The 24260-nt window shown below is 60.5% G+C and carries 13 protein-coding genes and 7 pseudogenes; 10 read left to right on the top strand and 10 right to left on the bottom strand.

Translation table 11 applies throughout. The features are described 5' to 3' along the window. From hypF to AB7245_RS07910, 5 genes and pseudogenes are all read left to right on the top strand, one after another. Positions 1-2490: a carbamoyltransferase HypF gene (gene hypF / locus AB7245_RS07930; RefSeq protein WP_439034141.1), complete on the top strand. Its 2490-nt coding sequence runs from the start codon at positions 1-3 to the stop codon at positions 2488-2490. Then, positions 2487-3644: a hydrogenase formation protein HypD gene (gene hypD / locus AB7245_RS07925; protein WP_439034140.1), complete on the top strand. Its 1158-nt coding sequence runs from the start codon at positions 2487-2489 to the stop codon at positions 3642-3644. The genes hypF and hypD overlap by 4 nt, the downstream gene beginning before the upstream one ends. Continuing rightward, positions 3641-4681, top strand: a complete 1041-nt coding sequence (gene hypE, locus AB7245_RS07920) for a hydrogenase expression/formation protein HypE (RefSeq protein WP_439034139.1) — start codon at positions 3641-3643, stop codon at positions 4679-4681. The genes hypD and hypE overlap by 4 nt, the downstream gene beginning before the upstream one ends. Positions 4682-4689: 8 nt before the next feature. Next, positions 4690-6390: a hydrogenase maturation protein gene (locus AB7245_RS07915; protein ID WP_439034138.1), complete on the top strand. Its 1701-nt coding sequence runs from the start codon at positions 4690-4692 to the stop codon at positions 6388-6390. Then, positions 6387-7411: pseudogene (locus tag AB7245_RS07910) on the top strand (sigma-54-dependent transcriptional regulator); the annotation flags it as partial. The gene AB7245_RS07915 and the pseudogene AB7245_RS07910, both read left to right, overlap by 4 nt. Positions 7412-7887: 476 nt before the next feature. On the opposite strand, the gene AB7245_RS07905 reads toward AB7245_RS07910, so the two are convergent. The 6 genes and pseudogenes from AB7245_RS07905 to panB form a co-directional block, all read right to left on the bottom strand. Further along, entirely contained in the window at positions 7888-8457 is a 570-nt protein-coding gene (locus tag AB7245_RS07905) for a GNAT family N-acetyltransferase (protein WP_439034137.1), read from the bottom strand. Between the two features lie 1179 nt (positions 8458-9636). Next, a pseudogene (locus tag AB7245_RS07900) lies at positions 9637-10409 on the bottom strand (polysaccharide deacetylase family protein). A gap of 842 nt (positions 10410-11251) precedes the next feature. After that, positions 11252-11452 (bottom strand): hypothetical protein, encoded by a 201-nt coding sequence (locus tag AB7245_RS07895; RefSeq protein ID WP_439034136.1) that lies wholly within the window; start codon positions 11450-11452, stop codon positions 11252-11254. A 427-nt stretch (positions 11453-11879) separates the two neighbouring features. After that, on the bottom strand, positions 11880-12095 hold the full coding sequence (locus AB7245_RS07890; RefSeq protein ID WP_439034135.1) for a hypothetical protein: 216 nt from the start codon (positions 12093-12095) through the stop codon (positions 11880-11882). A 255-nt stretch (positions 12096-12350) separates the two neighbouring features. After that, positions 12351-13249: pseudogene (panC, locus tag AB7245_RS07885) on the bottom strand (pantoate--beta-alanine ligase). Between the two features lie 13 nt (positions 13250-13262). Then, positions 13263-14127: pseudogene (gene panB / locus AB7245_RS07880) on the bottom strand (3-methyl-2-oxobutanoate hydroxymethyltransferase). Between the two features lie 453 nt (positions 14128-14580). Here panB and AB7245_RS07875 point away from each other — a divergent pair. The 5 genes and pseudogenes from AB7245_RS07875 to AB7245_RS07855 all read left to right on the top strand — a co-directional run bounded on the left by AB7245_RS07875 (position 14581) and on the right by AB7245_RS07855 (position 17562). Next, positions 14581-15254, top strand: a pseudogene (locus AB7245_RS07875) (GntR family transcriptional regulator). 70 nt (positions 15255-15324) lie between these two features. Continuing rightward, positions 15325-15590: pseudogene (locus AB7245_RS07870) on the top strand (Dabb family protein). A 314-nt stretch (positions 15591-15904) separates the two neighbouring features. Further along, entirely contained in the window at positions 15905-16186 is a 282-nt protein-coding gene (locus AB7245_RS07865) for a hypothetical protein (RefSeq protein WP_439034134.1), read from the top strand. 216 nt (positions 16187-16402) lie between these two features. After that, positions 16403-16939: pseudogene (locus AB7245_RS07860) on the top strand (chorismate-binding protein); the annotation flags it as partial. Beyond that, positions 16936-17562: an anthranilate synthase component II gene (locus tag AB7245_RS07855; RefSeq protein WP_439034133.1), complete on the top strand. Its 627-nt coding sequence runs from the start codon at positions 16936-16938 to the stop codon at positions 17560-17562. The pseudogene AB7245_RS07860 and the gene AB7245_RS07855, both read left to right, overlap by 4 nt. 532 nt (positions 17563-18094) lie before the next feature. On the opposite strand, the gene AB7245_RS07850 is transcribed toward AB7245_RS07855, so the two are convergent. The 4 genes from AB7245_RS07850 to AB7245_RS07835 all read right to left on the bottom strand — a co-directional run bounded on the left by AB7245_RS07850 (position 18095) and on the right by AB7245_RS07835 (position 22362). Further along, positions 18095-18367: a hypothetical protein gene (locus AB7245_RS07850; RefSeq protein WP_231144133.1), complete on the bottom strand. Its 273-nt coding sequence runs from the start codon at positions 18365-18367 to the stop codon at positions 18095-18097. Positions 18368-19610: 1243 nt separating this feature from the next. Next, entirely contained in the window at positions 19611-20054 is a 444-nt protein-coding gene (locus AB7245_RS07845) for an EAL domain-containing protein (RefSeq protein ID WP_439034132.1), read from the bottom strand. Between the two features lie 11 nt (positions 20055-20065). Next, positions 20066-20653 (bottom strand): EAL domain-containing protein, encoded by a 588-nt coding sequence (locus AB7245_RS07840; RefSeq protein WP_439034131.1) that lies wholly within the window; start codon positions 20651-20653, stop codon positions 20066-20068. A 470-nt stretch (positions 20654-21123) separates the two neighbouring features. Continuing rightward, positions 21124-22362, bottom strand: a complete 1239-nt coding sequence (locus tag AB7245_RS07835) for a cytochrome P450 (protein WP_439035721.1) — start codon at positions 22360-22362, stop codon at positions 21124-21126. Positions 22363-24260 lie beyond the last annotated feature (1898 nt).

Below are 24260 nucleotides of genomic sequence, written 5' to 3'. Positions count from 1 at the left end.
ATGGGCGGCGAGGCCGCGGCGCGGGACGGACGGCGGCTGCGCCTGCACGTGCGCGGCGCGGTACAGGGCGTCGGCTTTCGCCCCTATGTCTACGGCCTCGCCACGCGCTACCGCCTCGGCGGCTTCGTCGCCAACGATTCCCATGGCGTCGTCATCGAGGTCGAGGGCGAGCGCGCGTCGGACTTCGTCAGGGCACTGCCGCTGGAAAAGCCGCCTCTCGCCCGGATCGACGAGATCTCGGTGCAGCCAGTCGGGGCGGTGGCGAGCGAGGGGTTTTATATCCGCGCGAGCGACCAGGGCAGGGTGTCGACACGCATCGTCGCCGATGCCGCGACCTGTCCAAAATGCCTGAGCGAGCTGTTCGATCCAGCCAGCCGGTTCTATCGCTACCCCTTCGTCAACTGCACCCATTGCGGTCCGCGCTATACCATTGCCGAGCGACTTCCTTACGACCGCGCAACCACGGCCATGAAGCGCTTTGCGATGTGCAAGGCCTGTGCGGGCGACTATGCCGATCCCGGCAGCCGCCGCTTCCATGCCGAAGCGATCGCCTGCCCGCAATGCGGCCCGCGGCTCAGCCACGGTATCGAGGACATCGCTGCCGCGATCGCCGCAGGCAAGATCGTCGCAGTCAAGGGGCTCGGCGGTTATCAGCTCGTCTGCGATGCCCGGGACGAGGCGGCCGTGCAGCGCCTGCGCCAGCGCAAGCAGCGCGGCCAGAAGCCGTTTGCCGTCATGGTCGGCTCGGTGGAGGCGGTCGCCGGCATCGCCGACGCCGATGCTGCCGAGCTCGCCTTGCTCGAGACGTCGCCGCGGCCGATTGTGCTGTTGACATCGCGCCATCGGCTCTCGCCGGCGATCGCGCCGGAGCTGGCGCGGATCGGCATCGCGCTGCCGGTCACTCCGCTCCTTCATTTGATCTTCGAGGCGCTGGATGCGGCGCATCCGCTCGCCGGCGAGAGCTGGGCGATCGTCGCCACCAGCGCCAATCCCGGCGGCGAGCCGCTTCTGATCGACAATCGCGAGGCCGAGCTGCGGCTTGCCGGCATCGCCGACCTCATCATCAGCCATGATCGCGACATCATCACCCGCGCCGACGATTCCGTGGCGGCCGTCGTCGCCGGCCGGACGCAGTTCATCCGCCGTGCCCGCGGCTACGTGCCAGAGCCGGTTCGGCTGGCGCGACCGGTGCCGCCGATCCTTGCGGTCGGCGGCGCGTTGAAGTCGACCGTGACGGTCACGCGCGGCAGCGAGGCCTTCGTTTCCCAGCACGTCGGCGACCTCGATACCGCCGAAGGCGTCCGTGTCTTCGAGGAAACCATCGGCCACCTGCTGTCGACGCTGGACGTCGAGCCGGCGGTTATCGCCCATGATCTGCACCCGAACATAGCCTCGACCCGCCTCGCCGAAGCGAGCGGGCGGCGGCTGATCGCAGTCCAGCACCATCATGCCCATGCCGCCTCCGTGATGGCGGAGCATGGCCGCGCGGGATCTGCGTTGGCGCTGGTGCTCGACGGCTTCGGCCAGGGCAGCGACGGCGGCAATTGGGGGGGCGAGCTCCTGCTGTGCGAGCGCGCGCAGTTCCGGCGGCTCGGCCATCTAGCGCCGATGAAGATGGCGGGCGGCGATCGCGCCGCGCGCGAGCCGTGGCGCATGGCTGCAAGCGCATTGCATGGCCTGGCCCGCGGCAACGCGATCGCGACCCGGTTTGCGGCGCAGCCGCAGGCTACGCGTCTCCATGCCTTGCTCGACCAGCCGGGCGTACCGGTGACGACCAGCGCCGGCCGGCTGTTCGACGCGGCGGCGGGGCTGCTCGGTCTTTGCCAGGTGCAGAGCTATGAGGGCGAAGCCGCGATGAAACTGGAGGCGCGGGTTCGCGCGCCGCGCTCCATGAAAGACGGCTGGACGATCGAGGATGGGGTGCTGTCCCTGTTTCCGTTGCTTGCGCGCCTTGCGGCCGAGGGCATCGATCCGGTCGAGGGGGCCGGGCTGTTCCATGGCACGTTCGCCGCTGCCTGCGTCGACTGGATCGCCCGTGCGGCGCGCGAGACCGGCGTCACGACCGTCGCCCTGAGCGGCGGCTGCTTTCTCAACGCGATCCTCAGTTGCGAGATCGAGCGCGGCTGTATCGCCGCCGGTCTCTTGCCGCTGCTGCCGCGGCAAGTGCCGCCCAATGACGGCGGTCTCAGCCTCGGCCAGGCCTGGATCGCCGCGCTCCAACTCGAACAGTACGGCCTCGAAGGAACCGCCCTGATGTGTCTCGCGATACCTGGTGAGGTCACGAAGCTCCTACCCGACGAGATGGCAATCGTCTCGATCGACGGCGTCAGCAAGGAGATATCGGTCGCCTTGATCGAGAATCTCGCCGTCGGCGACTATGTGATCATCCATGTCGGCTTTGCCCTGACGAAGATCGATCCGGAGGAGGCAATGCGGACGCTCGAGCTGCTGCGCGAGCTTAGCGCCGAGGGGCAGGAAGCCGCGTCATGAAATATGCCGACGAGTTTCGCGACAAGGAGATCGCGCTCGGGCTTGCGAAAGCGATCCGCGCGGAAGCCGATCCGCAAAAGCTCTATCGCTTCATGGAATTCTGCGGCGGCCATACCCACGCGATCTCGCGTTACGGCCTCGAGGACATGCTGCCGAAGAACGTGCGGATGATCCACGGCCCCGGCTGTCCGGTGTGCGTGCTGCCGGCCGGACGCATCGACATGGCGATCCGGCTCGCCGAGCGGCCGGACGTCATCCTGTGCGTCTATGGCGACCTGATGCGCGTTCCCGGCTCGCAGGGCGCATCGCTGTTGAAGGCGAAGGCGCGCGGCGCCGACATCCGCATGGTCTATTCCACCATCGACGCGATCCGGATCGCCGAGGACAATCCCGGACGCGAGGTCGTGTTCTTCGCCATCGGCTTCGAGACCACGACGCCGCCGACTGCAGTCCTGATCCGGCTGGCGGAGAAGAAGCAGCTCGAAAACTTCACCGTGTTCTGCAACCACGTGCTGACGCCGCCGGCGATGCAGAACATCCTGGAAAGTCCCGACATCCGCAACATCGGCCGGGTCGAGATCGACGGTTTCGTCGGGCCGGCCCATGTCTCGACGATCATCGGCACGGCCCCTTACGAGTTCTTTGCCGAGGAGTTCGGCAAGCCCGTGGTGATCGCGGGCTTCGAGCCACTCGACATGATGCAGGCGATCCTGATGCTGGTGCGGCAGGTCAACGAGGATAGGCACGAGGTCGAGAACCAGTACAGCCGCGCGGTGAACCGCGACGGCAATCTGCGCGCCAAGGAGGAGGTCTCCAACATCTTCGAGCTGCGCGATCAGTTCGAATGGCGGGGGCTCGGACAGGTTCCGTATAGCGGGCTGAAGCTGAAGCGCGCTTACGCCATATACGACGCCGAGGTGCGCTTCGACATGCACGAGCTGCGCGTCGACGACAATCCCGCCTGCGAATGCGGCACCATCCTGCGCGGCGTGAAGAAGCCGGTCGACTGCAAGCTGTTCGGCACCGTCTGCACGCCGGAGACGCCCATGGGCTCCTGCATGGTCTCCGCCGAAGGCGCCTGCGCCGCAGGCGCCTGCGCCGCACACTGGACCTATGGCCGCTTCCGCGACCACCAGCAAAGGCGTGTGTCATGAAGACCTACCAGCGCAAGCTCGACATCAGGAACGGCTGCGTCGACCTGTCCCACGGCTCGGGCGGCCGGGCCATGGCGCAGTTGATCTCGGGTCTGTTCCACGAGGCCTTCGGCAATGAATGGCTGGCGCGCGGCAACGACCAGTCGGCATTCGACGTTGGTGCCGGGCGCATGGTGATAACGACCGACGGCTATGTGGTCTCGCCGCTTTTCTTCCCCGGCGGCAATATCGGCTCGCTTGCAGTGCACGGCACCGTCAACGATATCGCCATGGCCGGTGCACGCCCGCTCTACCTCTCTGCAAGCTTTATCATCGAGGAAGGCTTCCGCTTCGCCGACCTCAAGATGATCGCGGAATCGATGGGCGAGGCTGCGCGCACGGCCAGCGTTCACATCGTCACCGGCGACACCAAGGTGGTCGAGCGCGGCAAGGCCGACGGCCTGTTCATCTCGACCGCCGGCGTCGGGGTCGTGCCCGACGGGCTCGATCTCTCGGCGGAGAATGCCCGCGTCGGCGATCGCGTCCTGATCTCGGGCACGCTCGGCGATCACGGCGTGGCGATAATGTCGAAGCGGCAGAATCTCGCCTTCGAGACCGAGATCGTCTCGGATTCGGCGGCGCTGAACGATCTCGTCGCGAAGATGGTCGAAGGCGGCGGCCGCGGTATCCGCCTGATGCGCGATCCCACCCGCGGCGGGCTTGCAGCCACGCTGAACGAGATCGCCCAGCAGTCCGACCTCGGCTTCCATCTTCGCGAGGAGGCGATCCCGGTCAAGCCGGGCGTCGCGGCAGCGTGCGAGCTGCTCGGGCTCGATCCGCTCCATGTCGCCAATGAGGGCAAGCTGGTCGCGATCGTGGCGCCCGAAAGTGCTGCTGCAGTGCTGGCCGCGATGCGGGCGCATCCGCTTGGCCGCGACGCCGCCGACATCGGCGAGGCCGTGGCCGACGATCATCATTTCGTGCAGATGGCCACGAGCTTCGGCGGCGGGCGGATCGTCGACTGGCTGTCGGGCGAGCAATTGCCGAGAATCTGTTGAGGCAAATCATGCGCATCCTGCTCCTGTCGCATTCCTTCAACAGCCTGACGCAGCGGCTGCATGTCGAGCTCAGGGATCGAGGCCACGATGTCGCGGTCGAGCTCGACATCCATGCCGAGGTCACGCGCGAGAGCGTGGCGCTGCATCGGCCGGACCTTGTGATCGCGCCGTTCCTGAAGCAGACGATTCCCAACGACGTCTGGCGCAGCCTTCGGTGCCTGGTCGTCCATCCCGGTCCGCCCGGCGATCGCGGTCCGGCGGCGCTCGACTGGGCGATTTTGGACGGTGCAAGCGAGTGGGGCGTCACGGTCTTGCAGGCGGATGGCGAGTTCGACGCCGGTCCGGTCTGGGCGTTCCGCAGCTTCCCGATGCGGCGCGCGCCTAAGTCCAGCATCTACCGCAATGAGGTGACGTCCTGCGCGGTTGCGGCGGTGCTCGAAGCCGTCGCGGCGATCGAATCCGGACGGCCTGCCCCGCAGCCGATGGACACGGACGACCCGCGCATTCGCGTGCGCGGACCTTGCCTCCAGGCGGGCCGGGCGATCAACTGGCAGCACGACACCACCGCGACCGTGCTGCGCAAGATCGACAGCGCCGACGGCATGCCGGGCCTGGTCGACAGCCTGTCCTTCCAGGAGGTCAGGCTGTTCGATGCGCATGAGGCGCACGGCATCTCCGGCGTGCCCGGCACCGTCGTCGCGCAATGCGACGGCGCGCTGGCGCGCGCCACGGTCGATGGTGCGGTCTGGATCGGGCATGTCAGGAAGCTCGCGCCGAAGAGCCTGAAGCTGCCGGCGGCGAAACTCTTCGCCGCCGAGGCGGCGCATCTGCCGCACCGGCCCGGCTGCGGCTACGCCCCGATCCGGTATCGCGAGCATGGCGAGGTCGGCGAGCTCGCGTTCTCCTTCTACAACGGCGCCATGCCGACCGGCGACTGTGAGGCCCTGCTCGAGGCCTATCGCGCGGTGCTGGCGCGCCCGACCAGGGTGCTGCTCCTGACCGGCGGCCGGGATTATTGGTCGAACGGCATTCATCTTGCAGAAATCGAGGCGGCCGACAGCCCCGCGGATGAGTCCTGGCGCAACATCAATGCGATCGACGATCTTGCCCGCGCGATCATCGAGACCACCGACCGCCTGGTCGTCTCGGTCATTCGCGGCAATGCGGGTGCGGGCGGCGTCTTCCTGAGTCTTGGCGCCGACGAGGTCTGGGCAAGCGACCAGATCGTCCTCAATCCGCATTACAAGGACATGGGCAATCTTTACGGCTCGGAATACTGGACCTATCTGCTGCCGCGCCATGCGGGCGCCGCGAACGCAACCCGGATCACGCAATGCCGGCTCCCGATGGGCGTGGCGGAGGCGCGGCGCCTCGGCATCGTCGATCGCGTGCTATCGGGCGAGGAGCTTGCCGATATAAGCCTCGTACAGCGCGGCGCCACCATGGCGTCGGATGCCGGCTTTGCCATGCGCCTCGCCGCCAAGCGGCAGCGGCGCGCCGCCGATGAGGCCGAGAAGCCCCTGCAATCCTACCGCGATGAGGAGCTGCGGCGGATGAAGCTGAATTTCTACGGCTTCGATCCGAGCTACCACGTCGCGCGCTACAATTTCATCCACAAGGTGCCGAAGTCGCGCACGCCGCTGACCATCGCTGGTCACCGGTCCCGGCGTGCGCCAGATCGGCCTGTCGGCATGGCGGTGCCATCGTGAGCATTCAGGGAACCATTCTTGTCGTCGACGACGAGGTCCGCTCGCAGGAAGCGCTGCGGCGCGTGCTCAGGGAGGATTTCGAGGTGCTCTGCGTCGGCAATGCGACCGATGTGGAGAAGCTGCTGGAGGGCGAGATCGCCCACGCGATCCTCTGCGACCAGCGGATGCCGCACGAATCCGGCGTGAGTCCGAGGACATCATCGCAGGACTGAACGAGGCCGGCATCTATCAATACATCACCAAGCCCTGGCAGCCGGACCAACTGGTCGAAACCGTCAAGGAAGCGGTTCAGCTCTATCGGCTGCAGAAGGAGACCGAGACCGCCGGCGTCGACGTCAAGGCGACCTCGGGGGACATCAAGAAGGTCGTCTCGGTCAAGCGCGGAGTGGCCAAGCAGCTCTACGATTTCGACCGCATCGTGCATTCGACGGAAAGCCCGATGCACGCCGTGATCGAGAGCTCGGCAGGCGCGCCGCCGACTACGATATCTCGGTTCTGATCACCGGAGAATCCGGCACCGGCAAGGAGCTTCTGGCCCGCGCGATCCATTACGGCTCGGCGCGGGCCAACAAGGCGTTCGTGGTCGAGAACTGCGGCGCGCTGCCGGACGAGCTCTCGGAAAGCGAGCTGTTCGGTTACAAGAAGGGCGCCTTCACCGGCGCCTACCAGGATCGGCCTGTTCGAGGTCGCCGATGGCGGCACGATCTTCCTCGACGAGATCGGCGAGACCTCCCCGGCGTTCCAGGTCAAGCTGGTGCGTGTACTGCAGGAGGGCGAGATCCGGCCGCTCGGCGCGCAGCGCGTGCGCAAGGTCGACGTTCGCGTGGTGGCGGCGACCAACCGCGACCTGGAGGCCGAGGTCGAGGCCGGTCGCTTCCGGCGCGACCTGTACTACCGCCTCGCCGCATTCCCGGTGCACATGCCGGCGCTCCGCGAGCGCCCGATGGACATCCCGCTGATTGCGGAGGGCGTGCTGTCGGCGGTCAAGAGCTCCTTCAACCGGCCGAATCTGCGCTTTGCGCGTTCGGTGTCATCTCCACCTTCCCGAAGACAAGTCGTCTCGGGCCAAGGCCCATCATGTTTCATCATGGCCAAGGCGGCAATGCCGATAATGGCGCCGCGCCCTGCGACGAAATGACGAGATGGAGGGAGCCCCTGACGGGCTTTGATCCGGACCGCCGCCTGAGAGACCCAGGCGGCGATCCAGTGCGAACTAAGCGAACTTGCGGAAGTTCTAAGGCCGCGCGAAACGCTAACCCGGCCGGTGCGGGCAAATCAAGTTTCGTAGTGTTGCTCCGGCCGGAGATTCATTGCAGCCACCAGGAAATTGCCACACATCGCCAACGGAGGTTCCAACGCATCACGGCCATTCGCAAGCCTCAGCGCCGCCTCGACCGCGTCCGCCAGGATCTCCTCCGACAATTGCCGATCGCTCACCGCGACAAGCCGGCATTACAAACTTCGTCGCGGGTAAACCGGGCGCCGGCAAATCGACGCTCACGCAAATCTTGAAGACGAATCCGGGATACAGCGGCCTAGCGCGCGTTGCCGCCGAGGATCTAACCGCGATCTCCCCGCAGCATTACCTTTCGCACGTTGACTAGCTAAGCCGTGTAACGGCAACTTGAGGCGTGGGCCGATCTCCGCAAAACCGGCCTTCAAGTACAATGCTGAGTTGGGGCTACGGCTCCACATGGGTTGCCTCGGCGCCCCCACTTCAAGCTGGCCCCAGTCCTTTAGCGTACCCAGGCCCACCGCAGCCTCAATGAGACGCATCGCGACCCCAGACGATCGCTGATCCGGCACCACGTAGAGTTCGGTGATAATACCGTAGGTTCCGCCCGCAAAAAGGGCGGCGCTTTCCGACAACATAATGAGGCCGACCGGGCGTTCCTCCGTGAAAGCCAGAAACCCATAGACGCGCTCTTTCATGGCCAGTAGGTCGACAGCAAGCTGGGCATCTAGTCCGCCCTGCTTTTGTCCGCCCTCAAGTTCGGCAAGTAAGGCAGCAACCATGTGAGTCACCGTTGTGGCGTCATCGATAGACACTTCACGCGTGGTCACCATGTCATATCCTCTTCTAAGGTTTAACCAACATACGACCTGATCCAGCGGCGGCCTAGGGTCAGGAGGCTGCCGCAGCCCCCGGTTCAAAACAGATACGCCGCGCGGTTGAAGGTCAGATGACGCCTTAGCTCACACTGAGGTGATAGCGTCTTCGTGTCGTTCCTAGCTAAAAACATCTCGCTCCTAGCTAAAAACATCTCAGAAAATCGAACGATAACTTGTCGAACTCCGTAATGGTCGCACGGAGCGCTCTCTTCTTCTTTGGACCTGCGTGTCGCCCCACATCGTGTTCATGCTCGGACGTTACAGGAGGGCGGCTGACCGCTTGCGAGACGGATGGATCTACTTTCCCCCTTGTAAAGCAGCTCGAGCAGCAGGCCGACCAGCGATTTTCCGGATCCAATTCCGAGCAATGACGTTCAGCGGCCCCATTGCGATGGCTGCGCGCGAGCATCATGAGCGTCCCTGACCAACAGCATTGCCTGAGATCAATGCTCTCAGAAACTTGTCGAACGCGCGAGTCCAAGACATGCTGTTTTTCTTGTGTTTAGATAATCAGTTTTCTTTAATTTCTCATCGGACGCGCCATTTGTTGCGGTGCGACGTAGAACATCGCGGGCGTCCGACAAGGGGTTCAATTTGGTCGTTGAGCTCGCGATTGAGGCCAGCTTCTCTCGTGTTCTTCGAATAGACAGCCCCCTGATGAGCCGGGTTCACGGCGAGCCATCGCTTTGCGGTTCAATGCTTTATGAGAGTAGCGTCACGCAATGTCGTGCGAGATTGTCTCTATTGTTTCCTTGGATCACTTTACGGACCTGCTTGTTGGAAGACTGTTCTAATGCTTGCGGACACGCGTTACAGCGAAAGACGGTCGCGGCATTTCAGCAGAAGAAAGCTTAGGTCATCGATGAAGCGGTGGGCTTCTGCTATTCCAGAATCAGGTAGTGCCGCACGACGAAGATGCCGGGCTATGCGCGCCAGCACTCCTGCCAGCGCGCAAACGGCTAGGACGAGGCAGGCGTCTGAAGTAACCTACTACGTCACTTTACGGTTCGTAGGACAGAGCGGTCCCGAAACGGCTCAGGCGCGCTTCGCCCTCCATCATTGCGCCGGCTAGCATAACGAAGGCTTCGTTGATTCAAGATTACTCCATTCTACGCGCGGCGTGACATTTCGCCATCAATGCGTATCAGCCTTCCTCTGCTCCGGCGCTGTCGGAACGATGTGAACGACGTGATAGCCGTTGTCGTGCAGGTGCCGTAGGAAGGCGGGCATTATCGCGGCGGTATGTGCCTTGGCGTCGTGAAATTGAATGATACCTTCCTCCCAGCATTCAGTCGGCTGGTGATGAGCTTCAGCTCCTGGTCTGGTGTCATTTCCTCCCAGTCGCTGCCCACAGGTCCGCTCCAAACACGACTATGCCCCGGTCCTGAAGCAGATCGAGCGTCTTAGGCGTCGAGTCGAAATTGGGGAAGCGGAAGAACGGCGTCGAGGGCGCAATTGTCGATATGCCATGGAGCGCCATTTCGTCGGCCGCGATCCCGCGGTCGATGTCCTCTTTCGCCTTCTCGAAGCTGATCTTCGGACGCCATCGAATGCGACCATGTGTGGTGCGCGATGGTGTGGCCTTGCGCGGCCGCGCGCCGCACGAGCTCGGAAAATTGGGCCGACGACTTGCCGACCAGGAAGAATGTGGCTCGGACGCACTCCTGCGCGAGCGCTGTCAGCACTTTTTCCGTGTACGGCGGCCGGGGCCCGTCGTCGAAGGTCAACACAACTTCGTGGTCGGCCAAGCGCAGGGTCTGAGGAAAACTCTATAGTCCGACCCGCGGATAAGTCTTGGCGTCAACGGCGAGCACGCGTGAAGTCCCGAGCGCGTCCTTACGCGGGCAGTCGGCCGCGTCCGCAGCCGCGATGCCGGCAAGCACCGCCGTCGCGGCGCTCACAAGCAGCAGGGTCCATTCGTGCAGGCATCTGCCATCAAGGTTGTGCCCGGACAGGTCTCTGGTTGCGGCATTGAACAAGATAGTCCTGCCGCCCTGGTTGGAGTTACATTAGCTTGCCGGCAGTTTCAGACGCCTCGTTTCCATTCCGGACTAGCTGACCCGTCGCGGTCGACCAGCGCTCGGATCGGACTACTTCGCTCCCGAGCGCATCAGGTTGTCCTGCAGCCAGATCATTTGCTGATTCGTCGTATTGGATAGGTTTAGCCGCGCAATCGTACTTTGCCGGTCCCCATAAACATCGGCGGTGACGTTCGCCCCTGCACAGTAGTCATATGGCGATATTGATTAATGCAATGTCGCGGCACTGACGCCTGAATTCCCTATTCTAACGCCTTTTCCGACGGATTTCGGATACCCGGCTTGTACCGACGCCGCGGCTTTTTCGCGAAGCTGCAATGCCGCAGGACGCCTCTGGATGCCGACGCATCGTTCACAGCAGCGAGACCATCGGATTTCACACTTCCATATGCACGATCTCGATCGGCTCCTCGTCGTCCGATGCAGCCGCTAAGCGAAGGCAAAGACGAGCAGGCTCGAGCAGAGCAGCGCGAGGCTGGCCGCGGTCAGTGGCAGGAAGCTACCGGAAACAAGGTCATGATTTGCGCATGAAATACACTCGATTGCACCTCAGAAGAGAGAGCAGCAATCGCTGCGTTGCGCCGTTTGACCGGTCAACACAAGTCGTCAAAATGGCCATGTCACGCTCAAACTCAGTCATCGGTGCGAATTCGTCCGGATAGCTCACCCAGGATCTTCAGGACCGTGACCTCGACATTTCATTTGAGGGACTACCTCCACATGCTCGGTCTTTGGGAAAGGGCTTCGCGGCCGATTTGTTTGAGGCGCTCGGGCGTCGTCTCACCTCTGATAGCGGCCTCCAGAATCTTCGAGGCGACGTAGGTGCGGGCACCGGTATTGTACGGGGAAAGGCTCTCGCAGACCTCGTCGAGGATCGCGCGCAGAAGCACGGTGGTAGCGGCATCCAACATTTGGAGATCTCCCCATCCCTAATGAGGAAGATAATGCATATTTCGCGTTTCGCGATTCAAGTGCGTTTGATCGGATGAGAACTCTGCGATTCCACCTCGCGACAGAGCGCTCTCTAGCTTTTCCTGACGCCTACATTCTGCGTTCGAGCGGCTTGTTTCGATGGAGTCAGCGCATCGATGGCGCGCTGGTGCTGGCCGACAAATCGCCTTGGCCGCGATCGCCAGGTCTCCGATAATTAGCGTTGGCATACGCGACGTACCTTTGGGAGGCGAACTCGCCGACCCCAGCACCGGAATTCACAATTCCATCTGTCCGATCTCAATCGGCTCGCCGCCGAGACCGTGGGAGAAGTCGCCTCTGCCCAGGCTTCTGAACCCGAGATTTCGATAAAACCTTTCAGCATTGCATTAATCGTCGCCTCGAGACTTATTGGCCCACCTTGGCCCAACCTGCCTGCTCGATTGCAATCGCCAACCGGCGGCGCCCGAGTCCGAGACCAGCGACGTCAGGCAAGGTGAATAGCCGAGTTAGTTCACTAGGCTGGGCGTCGACAAATCCAACCACAACACCGTCGCACAGACACGCGGTCAATCGTCCCTTGGCGATCAGTTCATCGTAAAAGGCCGGCTTGGGCTTACCCATCCAATTCTCGATTTCCGATAGGACGCCCCTGCAAGGCCGGCGATTGACGCCTTCGTGATGCAGTAAGTCGCCTCCGCGTCCTCGAAGCGCGCTTCTCGGAAAGAAAATATGCCGTCGGCTGTCATAAGAAGCGAGTTCCAGATCGTCGCTCAAAATCCAGGAGTCTCATTCTGACGAAGAGGACTGCCTGGAATAATCCGAGCCCGGCTCCCTCAAAAACTGTTCGTCCACGAAAACACCCATTCACTGAAAACTTCAGTATTTCATTTCTGAGCTCATTCCGTCGTTTGGTTGCGAACCGTACTGAGGGGTCGACAACGGCAGTATCACGTTGTCGATCAACCGTGTCGAACCGACGTAGGCTGCGGCGCATAGTGCAGCTGTACGCCGCAGAGAACTCTCGGCGCGCTTGAGCGTATCAGCGTCGACAAGCTCGAGGTACTGCAGTCGATCGACTGTATTCAAATGCGCCTTTGCGATCGCAATCAGCTGTTCCACGTCGCGCTCTCCTGAGCGAAACTTATCCGCAGCGGCGAACAGCCCACGGCTGATGGCAAGAGCGCGCCGGCGTTCTTCCTCGCTTAGATGGCGGTTGCGACTGCTCATCGCGAGTCCGTCCGGTTCCCGCACGGTTTGTACGGTGACGATCTCAATTGGAAGATTGAGGTCAATTGCCATGCGGCGCACCACCGCGCATTGCTGAAAATCCTTTTGCCCAAAAAAGGCGACATCCGGCTGCACTATGTTGAACAGCTTGCCGACGACAGTCACCACCCCACGAAAATGATCAGGCCTGAAAGCTCCGCACATTGGTTTTGCGAGCTCGCCCGGTTCGACGAAAGTCTCAAATTGAGTCGGATAAATCTCCTGTACATCCGCGCAAAGACGATCGCAACGCCCGCATCGCGACACAGTTCTTGATCGCGCAAGAAGTCGCGCGGATACGTGCTGAGATCCTCATTTGGCGCGAACTGAGCGGGGTTGACGAAGATGCTCACTACCGTGACGTCGGTTTGAGCCCTGCTCGCCTCGACCAGTGTCAGGTGGCCCTCGTGTAGGTAACCCATCGTCGGAACGAACCCGATGCGCTTGTCAGCCCTGCGAGCTCTCGCGACAACGTGACGCAGCTCAGCTACCGTCGTTATTGTTTGCATGTTGTGCCTTCGATCACGTTGGATTAGAGGGGGTCGAGTTCGCGAATCTATCGCGAAAGCCTTCAGGAAGCCGATAGGACTCTTGTTGTGCCGGGAATGTACCGTTACGAACATCCACAGCCCAGCGCGACAACGCCTCTTGCAACAGCTGAAAGCCACTACATAGGCCCGAACGAAATTTGGGACGATGACCTTCGGTCAATCCCAGCACATCGTGAAGTACCAGCACCTGGCCCGAGCAATTGGGTCCGGCGCCGATTCCGATCGTCGGTGTCCTCATGGATTCGGTCGCTCGCGCTGCGGGCTCAGCCGGAATACCCTCCAGGACGAAAGCAAAGCGGCCTCCTGTAGACGGTGGCGTCATCGAGCAAACGCAACGCGTCATCGGCCTTCCGGCCCTGCACCTTGAACCCACCCATGACATTGACGCTCTGAGGGGTGGGGCTGAGGTGGCCCATCACGGAAATCTCTCAATCGACCAAGGCGCGCACCATTTCGACGCGCTTGACTCCGCCCTCGAGTTTCACGGCGTCGGCGCCGCTGCAAAAAGCCGCCGGAGTTGCGTATCGTCTCCTCTGGGCTGAGATGGAAGCTAAGAAAGGGCATATCGGTCACAAGCAAGGCACGAGGCTTCGCGCGTGCAACGGCTTCGAGATAATGGTTCATCATCGCCATGCTGACCGGAATGTATCATCGAATCCAAGATAGACGCTGCCGACGCGATCCCTGACAAGGACGACATCCACGATCGGATCGACGACGCGTGCTGTAACCGCGTCGTAAGCGGCGGTCATAGAGATACGACGCCCCTCCTGCTTCCATCGCTGCAGGACTGGAATCGTGACGCGTTGAACAGGCGGCTCTAGAATATGGCTCATCTTAGATGCCGATTCTCCCCGCCTACTGGGATTCGGTGCCTCCTTGGGAAGGCGAGAGGAAGCTGTCAATGGGGAGGGAAAAAAGAACTTACCTCTCCGGGGTTAGACAGACGCATCGAAACGATGCCATTAGGTGTTAGCCGCCCGCCTTTCCCATTTGTACGCCAACTTTCATGAGTCTTCCTTCTGCACCGGCCCCAGACCATAGATATTCGGAGTAGTTATCGATAATTTCGGATCCGATGGATGCCGGTAGAGTCTTCGAGGAACTGCCTTTGGCGAATGTGCCGCCCAATGTCTTGGTTCGGCACGCCGTGAGCTAACGCTCGCGCCACCCTAAAGTCTAGTGCGATGCGAAAAGACCGCAAAAGCCGGGCGGCATTGCATTAATCCTGCGCGACGAAGCATTTCTCGCCCTTCCGGTGCCGCGCTGCCACATGATAGATAATCTCGGTGAACGGTGAGAACACGACAATCGCTGAGCGCATCGCCAACGCGCTCGGAAAGCGGATCATCAACGGGGCACTGCGCCCGGACGCACCGCTGCGACAGGATCATATCGCGCGAGAGTTCAGTTCAAGCCACGTTCCGGTACGCGAGGCATTTCGACAGCTCGAAGCCAAACTTCTGGTTGTCGCCGTCCCGCGCCGGGGCATGCGAGTGGCTTCACTGGATACTCAGTCCGTGAAGGAGATCGCCGAGATGCGAGCAGCGCTCGAGATGGTCGCCCTGCGCAATTCAGCCTCAAGGCTCACATCTTGCGGCTTTGGAGTGATCGAGCTGGCTCTGATGAATGGAGACAACGCTCGGACCATCGAGGAGCTCGAGAAGGCCAACCGTGCGTTTCACCACGCGCTGATCGCTCCTTGCGGAGTGCCGCGACCGCTTGCGAGTCTTGAATTCGCGATTGATGTTCGCGAGGGCCTGCAGTGCCGGATGGCGACCACGATCAAATCAGGATCACCGCCCGATTTTACAAGCGCTACACGTACAACGTCGATCGGGCCTGCGATCTGCTCGTCCGCCATATTCAGACGATCGAACGGCTTTCCCTTTCCGTGTCTGCACGCGGACGGCGATCTGGCACGCCCATAGCAGACGCACAGGAACGAACTGTTGAGCAGTGAGTAATGCGACGGCCATAGCAGCCATCTAAGATCGTTATCTGAACTTCTTGCGACATCAACCCAGGTCTCCATGATTCGTCACATCGTCCTGTTCAGCGCCAAAAGACGACGCCTCTATAGACCAGATCATCGCGGGTCTCTCTGTTCTCACTCTAATCCCCCATGCACGCCGGCTCGAGATTGCTCGCAATCGCAAGAGCGACCAACTCGGCAACGATATCGATGTCGTCGTCTATGGAAGAGTTTGATAACGAGACGGAACTCGCAGCGTATAAAGCCCATCATCTATACAGGGAATCGATCAGGCGCGTACGGCCGCTGTGGAGATCAGTGTGAGGAGCTTGATGAACCCCGACACGCGGTCATTGCGTCTGCATGGGTATCACGATCAAGCTACACTGTGCGCCGGCGTCTGATTTGACTGACAAGCGATGCATATTCGCGAGTTGCAGTGGATCGAGCCTATCCAAGCGATGCGACGGCTGGAGAGAGACGCGGTTTGCGGCCGACTATGACGAATCAACTGATGCCTATGTCGGCCCGATGGCGGCGGCCGGGCCGCTCGTGTCGCGCGGTGATTCATGAGGTTATGCTAAGCTTGACGGACGGAATGTCGAAACTCGGCCCATCAAAGGCACGATCGCGCGTTCATGATTGCGGATGCACAGGCGAGCTGGAATGGCGATGTTGTCAAGGGCGATCCGTGGAACGTTCTGCGCGACCTGCTGGCCAGATATCCGCAGGAGCATCGTCCTGAACTGCCGCCCTTCCAAGGCGGCGCGGCCGGGTTCTTTGGCTATGATATGAACAGGACCCTGGAGCGATTGGCAGCGCCCGCGATTTCTGGGCAGCGCTTGCCTATACGTGCTGAATGGGTCGCAGCTCAGATAGGAGCAGCGCCCAAGCCCCTCGTGCCCCGCGGCGCTGTCTAGAAAGGCAAGATTCGCCCGATCTGCCAGACACGATTAAACATCTCTGAAACGGATGGTCGAAGCTGACGACCACGTCATAAAAATGCAAGATCGCCTGCGTACGGGCTGGCCTGAGCAAGATCCTGCAGCTCGCGCCGAGCGAGCGCGCTCCAGAGCCGATGAGGTTGCAGCGCTGCTTGCCGCCCGAACGCCGCTGCAGGCTCCCCTCCCCCCGTTGACGCCAAGGAAGACCAGCGCCGGGCCGAGTTCCTCTGTGCGTCCGAAAAGGACCGCGCCGAGAACATCATGATCGTCGACCTTTTGCGTAACGATCTGTCACGCGTTTGCACCGCGCATTCGGTTGAGGTCCCGGTGCTATGTGGTCTCGAGTCTTACGCCTCGGTACACCATCTCACCTCAGTCATTACTGGCGAGCTTACACCGCAGGAAGACGCTGTGACGCTCCTTAAGGCCTGCTTTCCTGGGGGATCCATTACCGGGGCGCCAAAGATCCGATCGATGGAGATCATCAACGAAATTGAGGGGGTGGCGCGAGAAGTCTATTGCGGCTCGATTGGCTTTATTGGCTTCAGCGGCTACATGGACACGAACATTGCAATCCGCACCGTCACTGTCAGCGACGATCTGGCGGCGTTTCACGCAGGGAGCGGCATAACGGCGATGTCAGACCCCGGGGCCGAATACGACGAGGCGATCACCAAGGCGCAACGCATCTTCGATGCATTTGACGACGACGGTCATGGTGCATCGTGATCCTCATCACCGATAACTACGACTCATTCGTGTTCAATATTGCCCGCTACTTCCACAAGCTTGGCGAAGCAACCGAGGTGATCCGAAACGACGCCATCGGCGTCAGCGATCTTGTTCAACTCAGACCGCGCGCCGTTGTCATATCGCCGGGCCCATGCACACCAACGGAGGCCGGAATATCGACTGCCCTCGTCCGGGAGCTTTCAGGTTTCGTCCCAATTCTTGGGATTTGCCTCGGACATCAGTGTATCGGGAGTGCTTTCGGCGGAAGTGTGAGACGTGCCCGCCATCCAATGCACGGCCGCTCCTCATCCATCGCGCACGACGGTCGAGGATTGTTCGATGGACTCCCCTCTCCACTTCGCGTCGGCCGCTACCATTCCCTCATTGTCGAGCTTGAGGGTTCGTGTGCTCCCGATCTCACGGTGACGGCGCGCTCCGAAGAGGGCGAGATCATGGCTCTCGCCCATCGCGAGCACCCAACCTACGGCGTGCAGTTTCATCCCGAATCAATCCTGACCCAACACGGCCATTTGCTGCTGGCGAACTTCTTGCGGCTCGGATCCAGGCCAAGACCTTCGAGAACGCGTCCTACCTGGTCCGCTCACGCTCCGGGCTCGTGAAGCGCGCCATGAGTGCTCGGCCTCGGCCGCCAACCCGTGACGTAGATGGCGATTAGCCAAAGCACCGAAGCATGGGAAAGAGCGTCTTGAGTTCTTCTCCACCGGCCCTGGCGCCGTCTCTGGTTGCAAATTCGCGCTTGAGTCGCCCGTCCACCTCAAGCGCGTAACCAGAGGCCGGCGATTCACGGGTGGCAGCAACCATTTCATCCCCATTGGACGCTAGGATGATTGGGAATGATAGGTACCTTGTTGAGTCGCCAAAAGCACGGTAGTGCCATCTGCCTAACTGCGAGCATCATCCATAGCACGTTGTGGATTTCGATGAGACAGTCCGTCACCAGAATAGATGCGAAACACATGTCTTGCCCCTTTTCGCCGCCAAAAACAGTTCGGCGCAGCTGCATTCAATATGAGTCCCCCTGAATGTTCCGCTCTTCGGAGAGCCCACGTGTTCTAGGTGAAAGGGCGGAAGATCCATGGCCTCAAGTGGTGCCGCCGAGCGCGCAAGGAAGATTCAGCGAGCTCACCTCGCCTAGGATTTCGTGATCGGCCCGATCCGACGCAGCAGGGAATTGGCATACTCTTCACGCTCGCGCATGAAGCGCTCTTGCTGCGCTTTGAAGCTCTCGACCCGTTTTCTGATCTCATCGCGTTCGCTGCCGCCATAGTCGGGCAAGCTGAGGCAACCCGGCTCGACGACTTTTTTCGGCACAGAGCGGGGCCGCTCGATCTCCACCTCCAGCGACTTGGTGAATGCCATCGTTTCAGCGACGAGCGCGTCAAGTTCCTTCTTCCAATCATGCATTAGCGCCCCCGTGCATCACAAGCAGAGCTGCGACCACCGATGCCGATCGTGTATAGGGTCGGCCCAATCTTCATTCGCCTATCCTAAAAAGGGCCGCCGAGAATATCGCCAGTGGCCTTCCGAGTTTATTCTAAAATGCGTATCGTGAATGAATGCAGTCCAGCCCCGGTAGCAAAGATCCTAGACCAAAAACGCATCGTTTTCTAGTTTTGCCGTTCAGGAAGCTTAACGCAGGTCGAAGGGTTTCCACTGGAAACAGGATGCGGGGTCTGGAACAGATTACGGCCGCCCTCTTTCAAATCGTGCAATCGGCCCGGACATATATATTCGGATGGCTTGCATCAAAGCGCGTAACGAGGATGCCCGCCGCAATGCGGCGAACTGTCGCTTGACTTGCTGGAAAACTGCGGCCCATCGCGAGACCAGCAGGAATTGTGCGCGCCATTTGAATAATAATCTCAAGATTGGCTGGAGAGGGGAGCGAAGCGGCGATTGCCGATCTCTATTCCTCGCCGCAGAGGTCGTTCATGGGCAGTCATGATCTTGTCTCCAGCAGTTTCCTAGGGCTGACCGCAGCCGGAATTGCGCTACTCTGCTCGAGCTTGCTTGTCTTCGTCTTCACATGAAGTAAGCCTTCGCTCGTGCGGCCCCTCTGCGCTCATCCAGTTCATCGGCTGGACGGACTGCTCCACTGGAATTGCAGTCATCAGCGGTCGCCGATCGAGCTGCATGACCATGCAGGTCAACAAGGCCTGATCACGTTACCACCCTGAAGCGTGTTGCCGAGGATCTTGGTGAAGATGAAGACTGGCTGCTAAGAGACGTCGCCAATGAAATGGAGATCGAAGATGGTGCCATCTGGGTCTATGGCGGAGAGAACATGGCATCCAGACTTACTGAATCGGATCAAGAACCTGATCGGACTCGTTCGGATGTACGAGGAATGCCCGTAGCCGCGTAAACGCTCGCCGCCAGAACAATCCAATGAGCCCGCGGCCAAGGTCTCCGCCGAGCATGTGCTGTCCCCCGACCGATCCTCCTTAACGCACATTGCACCCGCCGTTCATGTGAGCACAACCTTAAGCCTTGGATACTCGGATACTTTACGCTGCGCAGGTTTACGCTGGGACGTGTCATGAATACTGCGACAGCAAGTTTAGGAGCCGGGTCCGTGTGGCCTGTTGAAGAATATATCCGCTTTGCGTGCGGGGTCGACGACCTGAAAGTCGCTGAGAACTGGACCTCAGTCTGGCTTCTTCAATCGGATGCCGAATGCTGAGGACAGCTTTGTCGAGCCCGCCGCAATCTCCCCTGTAAGGCCGACTGTATTAGAGGTGGGACCTCGGCTCGGACCGACCTCCGCCGCAAGGCGCTGCGGACGTCCGATCAAGTAACCCTGCATCTCGTCACAGCCCTCCTCGACAAGGAGCGACATCTGGAGCTTGGTTTCGATCCCTTCCGCAAGAACCGGTACGCCAAGACCGTGGGCAAGCCCGATGGCCGCGCGAACGATGGCCAATGATCGCTCGCTCTGTCCGAGCGAGGCGACGAACGACCGGTCGATCTTGATCGTGTCGAGGGGGAATGCCTCGGCGTAGGACAAGGAGGAATACCCGGTGCCGAAGTCATCGAGCGCGATCAGGATACCGAGGCCCTTGAGCGATCGCATCGTCTTTTTGGCGCGCAAGACGTCCTCAATCAGGACGCCTTCGGTGATTTACAGTTCCAAGCGGGACGGCGCCAGCCCGCTTTCGCGCAGCGCCTTGCGGACCTGTGCGTCGAGGTTTTTCCCTGCGGAATTGCGCGGGCCAAGACGTTGACGGCGATCCTGAAGGGCCGGTCGCACGATGCCGTCTCGCGGCAGGCCTCCATCATCACCCAGTCGTCGATCTGGGCAATCGAACCGCTCCGTTCGGCGACCGGCATGAATTCTCCGCGAGCGACGATTCCACGCTTCGGCCGCCGCCACCGAACGAGGGCCTCATATCCCGTAGTGCCGCCCTGGCGGTGCTGCTGCGGCTGATAAGCCAGATAGAGCTCTGCGCGCTCGACGGCGAACCGCAGATCATGCTCGAGCGCGCGACGGCCCTGAAGCTGCTGGTCAATCGCGCTCGTGAACAAGCGGATCGCCCCTGCCCTCGTGCTTGGCCCGATAGAGCGCGGCATCGGCGTTCGCGAGCAGAGAGACCACGTTGCCCGCATCCCTGTGAAACAACGCGGCACCGACGCAGACGCCCAGCTTACATGACCATCGACTTCGATCGGGCCCTCGAACGCGGCCCGCATCCTGGTCGCGAGGAGTTCCGCGCTTGCCTACAAAGGCACCTGGTCCGTGACGCCAAAGAACTCGTGTCCCCGCCCACCCGCCGCGTAGCAGCCTTGCGCGGCCTCCTGAAGACGCTGGGACGGTTATAACCGGACGACTCGTGGACGGGGGGATGGTTCGCCCGGAATGCCTCCGCGTCCGCCAGGGTAGCCACTCTCTGAACCGTCGAGCTGGAGGGGTGTTACGCGAGCCGCACACCAAGCTCTCCAGTAACAACGATGCGACAATCGGCGGCGTGATGAGTATCACAACGGCCCGGCCAAGATCTTCGACGGGATAACGACGCTGTGGCCCTGTCCGCAATCTTCGAAAGAACCACAAGCCCGTAACGCGACGCCGGTGAACTTACCCGGACAACTGGTCTCCATAGGGCCGTGGTCCTAACCGCCGGTTCTGCACGACCAGCGTTGAATGTCGTTCGCAAGCGAGCCTAACCTGGAATCTGCACCGGCAGTGCGGTATAACCGTGCACAAAATTAGATTCAACTCGCTCCGGTTCGCCGACCACCTTTACCTCCAGAGATCGGTTCAGCATCTCCTCCCACAGGATCTTCAGCTGCAGCTCTGCAAGAGGCCTACCCACGCAACGATGAATCCCAAATCCAAAAGAGAGATGTTGCCGTACATTTTCTCGATCAATGATGAAGCTGTTGGGGCTCGCAATGACCTCGTCGTCTCGGTTGCCAGAGATATACCACATCACAACTTTATCGCCTCGCCTGATTTGCTTGTGGCCTATTGTGAAATCGTCCACAGCGGTCCGGCGCATGTGCGCGATAGGCGTTTGGTATCGTATAATCTCGGATACCGCCCCGGGCACCAGCGAAGCATCATCGCGGAGTTTTCGCAGTTCGGACGGATTTTGACTCATGAACAAGACGCCACCGGTAATTGAGTTACGCGTAGTATCGTTACCTCCAACAATCAGCAGAATGAGGTTGCCCAGGAACTCGCGCGGCTCCATGTTTCGGGTCGCCGATGAATGCGCCATCATCGAGATCAGGTCAGCGCGCGGCTCGGAATTCACCCGTTCGCTCCAAAGTCGTGTGAAATAGTCCAGGCACTCGGACAGCACCACCTTTCGCTTTTCCCAGCTGTCGATCTGGTGGCCCATTTGTGGAGTCAAGGCGGCTACGTCCGACCAGTAGGTCAGCAGCCGTCGATCCTGAAATGGAAAATCGAACAGCGTGGCCAGCATTTGGGTCGTCAACTCGATCGAGACTCTGTCGACCCAGTTGAAGGGGTCATTGCGCGGCAAACCGTCCAAGATCTTCTTAACCCGCGAGCGGATCAAGCCTTCAAGCTTCACTAGGTTCTCCGATGCCGTTATCGGACTGACAGTCTTACGCTGCTGAGCATGGACAGGAGGACTCATCTTAATAAAACTAGGCGTCCAATACTGCTCCGGCGGGTCGACAATTGTGACACTTCGCTCTGACGAGAACACTGTGTGATTTGAGTCCACGGCTATGATGTCGCGATATTTTGTTATCGACCAATATGGTCCGTATGGGCTGTCTTCGCAATAATGGACGGGATCTTCCCTTCGCAGCCGCTCGAAACAAGGCCAAACAGTATCATCCTGAAAGCGCTTGGAGTCGCTTACATCCAGGCGGCTCAGCGGAACATCAGCTTCCTCGCGAGCGTTCTCTGTCGATAAGGCTGTCATGATTGTCTCGCGGGCATTGGCGTGCAATTTTGCTTGCTCAGGTGCGCTGTTTGGAGTTCGCATGCAAGCTCGGTCGAGAAACAACGAGCTCGGGCCGTACGGTAAAGCTGTGTGACGCATGTCCATGGCTTGGGCTCGCGAGAGCTCGCACGATCGTCAGAACTTCGAAATCATCTTACGGGCGAAGTGAGGGGAGATTTGGCTCGGCCCCTGTCGATGTAGAATATCGGAAACACGAGCGAAGCTGCCCTATCAGGATTGGGAGGCGCGCGAACTCGCTTTTGTGGTAACGGACGCAAGTACTCACGAAGGCCCACAGTCGCTTATCCTCATTTTCTCGGGCAGGTACGCCCCGTTGCCACCCGACCACTTACATTGCGCGAGCAGACGGAACCCTTATCACAGTAGGGACTGCGAAGAGATCGCGGTCCGCCAAGGGCTCGTTTTCCGTCTGCCCGCGATGCGGACTTTCGTAGAATGAATGAACAGGAGGAGGAGAAACAGGAGCACGAGACCAAACCGGCGGTGGTGCGCGAGCCGGAGGAAGGGTAAACTAGCCTGAGGTCGCAGCTGGCATTAGAGTAGCATCAATGCGCTGGATTAGAAGAGAATTGGCAGAGTTCGAAAAGCCCTGGGCCGCGCGACTGAGTGCCGCGCAGATCGCGCGTCATCTCGAGTGCAGTCGCAGTTTGCTGGGCTAACACGGTTGGGCCTGACTCGAGGTCACAAGCCACCAACAGCAAAAACCCAAGATTAGACCCGCGCCCAAGCGAGGGCCCGACATTGATCGCTGCCTGCCGCGATTGCGTCGGAAAGAAGTTGTCGCAAAAGGACACTAGATAGGCAGCGGCCTCAGGAAATGAGCAGGCGGCGGCTTTACGCAATGCTAGCTGAGACGGTCAGGAATACCGCGTAGAGCTATCAGGCACCGCGATGTCCCGGGCCTAGGCGCCGCGCTGGGTCCATTCGGATGCTTGTTGGTTTGTGCGCTTTGCGGCTATCCGACGAACAGTGACGTCGAGAACTTTCGCGGCAGGAGGTCTCGATCGTAGGTCAAGTTATCTAATCTCAAAAGGTTGGATGCACCGAAGCAGAAGAAGTCAAAGGCGTTCTGGTTTTGAGCGTCGTTTTCGGAGAAGCGCCCGGTGGCCTGATTTGCGCCAGTGTTTGGAATATTCGCTAGCAACGTGTGGAGAGCTGGACTGGGACTGAGCACGCGGGAAATCATCGAGGTTCGTCCGTGCCCGGGGGTGAGACCAGTGGCGCCCCTCCGACGGAGATCGGTCCTTGTGACTTAGACGGAGGCGCGAGTTTCCTCGCCGGCGTCGGATCGGCTTGAGCTGACGGCGGGGAGGGAACGGAAGAAGGCAAACCGGTGAGTACCAGATTTGGTAACGAGTCGATTCGTGAGGTCAGCGCTGCAATTTGATCGGAAATTCGTTTTAACTCAGCCTGCTGGGCGGTGATGCTGTAATTGAGCTCCGCTATCTCATCGCTCGCCTTCTGTTGTGCCGATAGAATCTCCGATAGGACCGCCGTGTCATCTGGAGACAAGCTCAGGGTTGGAGCGACTTCACGGGCCGCCGAGCTCTCGAGATATTGTCTGACGTCGGTCAAAAAGTAGACTCCTGCGGTGCACAGGCACACGAAAACGACCACCACCCACCCTAGGCGCGTTGACGATCTGTACAAAACCGGTGGCAAGTCTAAAGCGGCCGGCTGTTCAATTGCATCCATCACTTGTCGCTCGCCTACCCGGCTCATTACTTTTTCCATCCCAACTCAAGAACATACTCACGCCAACAGCCGTGGGCCGCGCGACGGTCGCCAATACGCTGTCCGCACTATTGCCGATGGTTTGGCGTTGGCTCCTATGCGGCTGAGCGAGCGACGCGAGA

Source organism: Bradyrhizobium sp. 604_D8_N2_3, assembly GCF_051810765.1.
Taxonomy (GTDB): domain Bacteria; phylum Pseudomonadota; class Alphaproteobacteria; order Rhizobiales; family Xanthobacteraceae; genus Bradyrhizobium; species Bradyrhizobium barranii.
Note: the sequence above shows the minus strand (reverse complement) of the source record. Positions and strands in the feature narration are given on the sequence as shown.

What these genes read in the sequence shown, in the direction of transcription:
- AB7245_RS07865 (WP_439034134.1), top strand. Translation starts at nt 15,905, where the DNA reads ATGATTGCGGATGCACAGGCGAGCTGGAATGGCGATGTTGTCAAGGGC.
- AB7245_RS07835 (WP_439035721.1), bottom strand. Translation starts at nt 22,362, where the DNA reads ATGACAGCCTTATCGACAGAGAACGCTCGCGAGGAAGCTGATGTTCCG.
- hypD (WP_439034140.1), top strand. Translation starts at nt 2,487, where the DNA reads ATGAAATATGCCGACGAGTTTCGCGACAAGGAGATCGCGCTCGGGCTT.
- AB7245_RS07915 (WP_439034138.1), top strand. Translation starts at nt 4,690, where the DNA reads ATGCGCATCCTGCTCCTGTCGCATTCCTTCAACAGCCTGACGCAGCGG.
- AB7245_RS07890 (WP_439034135.1), bottom strand. Translation starts at nt 12,095, where the DNA reads ATGGGTAAGCCCAAGCCGGCCTTTTACGATGAACTGATCGCCAAGGGA.
- AB7245_RS07905 (WP_439034137.1), bottom strand. Translation starts at nt 8,457, where the DNA reads ATGGTGACCACGCGTGAAGTGTCTATCGATGACGCCACAACGGTGACT.
- AB7245_RS07840 (WP_439034131.1), bottom strand. Translation starts at nt 20,653, where the DNA reads ATGCGGGCCGCGTTCGAGGGCCCGATCGAAGTCGATGGTCATGTAAGC.
- hypE (WP_439034139.1), top strand. Translation starts at nt 3,641, where the DNA reads ATGAAGACCTACCAGCGCAAGCTCGACATCAGGAACGGCTGCGTCGAC.
- AB7245_RS07850 (WP_231144133.1), bottom strand. Translation starts at nt 18,367, where the DNA reads ATGCATGATTGGAAGAAGGAACTTGACGCGCTCGTCGCTGAAACGATG.
- hypF (WP_439034141.1), top strand. Translation starts at nt 1, where the DNA reads ATGGGCGGCGAGGCCGCGGCGCGGGACGGACGGCGGCTGCGCCTGCAC.
- AB7245_RS07895 (WP_439034136.1), bottom strand. Translation starts at nt 11,452, where the DNA reads ATGTTGGATGCCGCTACCACCGTGCTTCTGCGCGCGATCCTCGACGAG.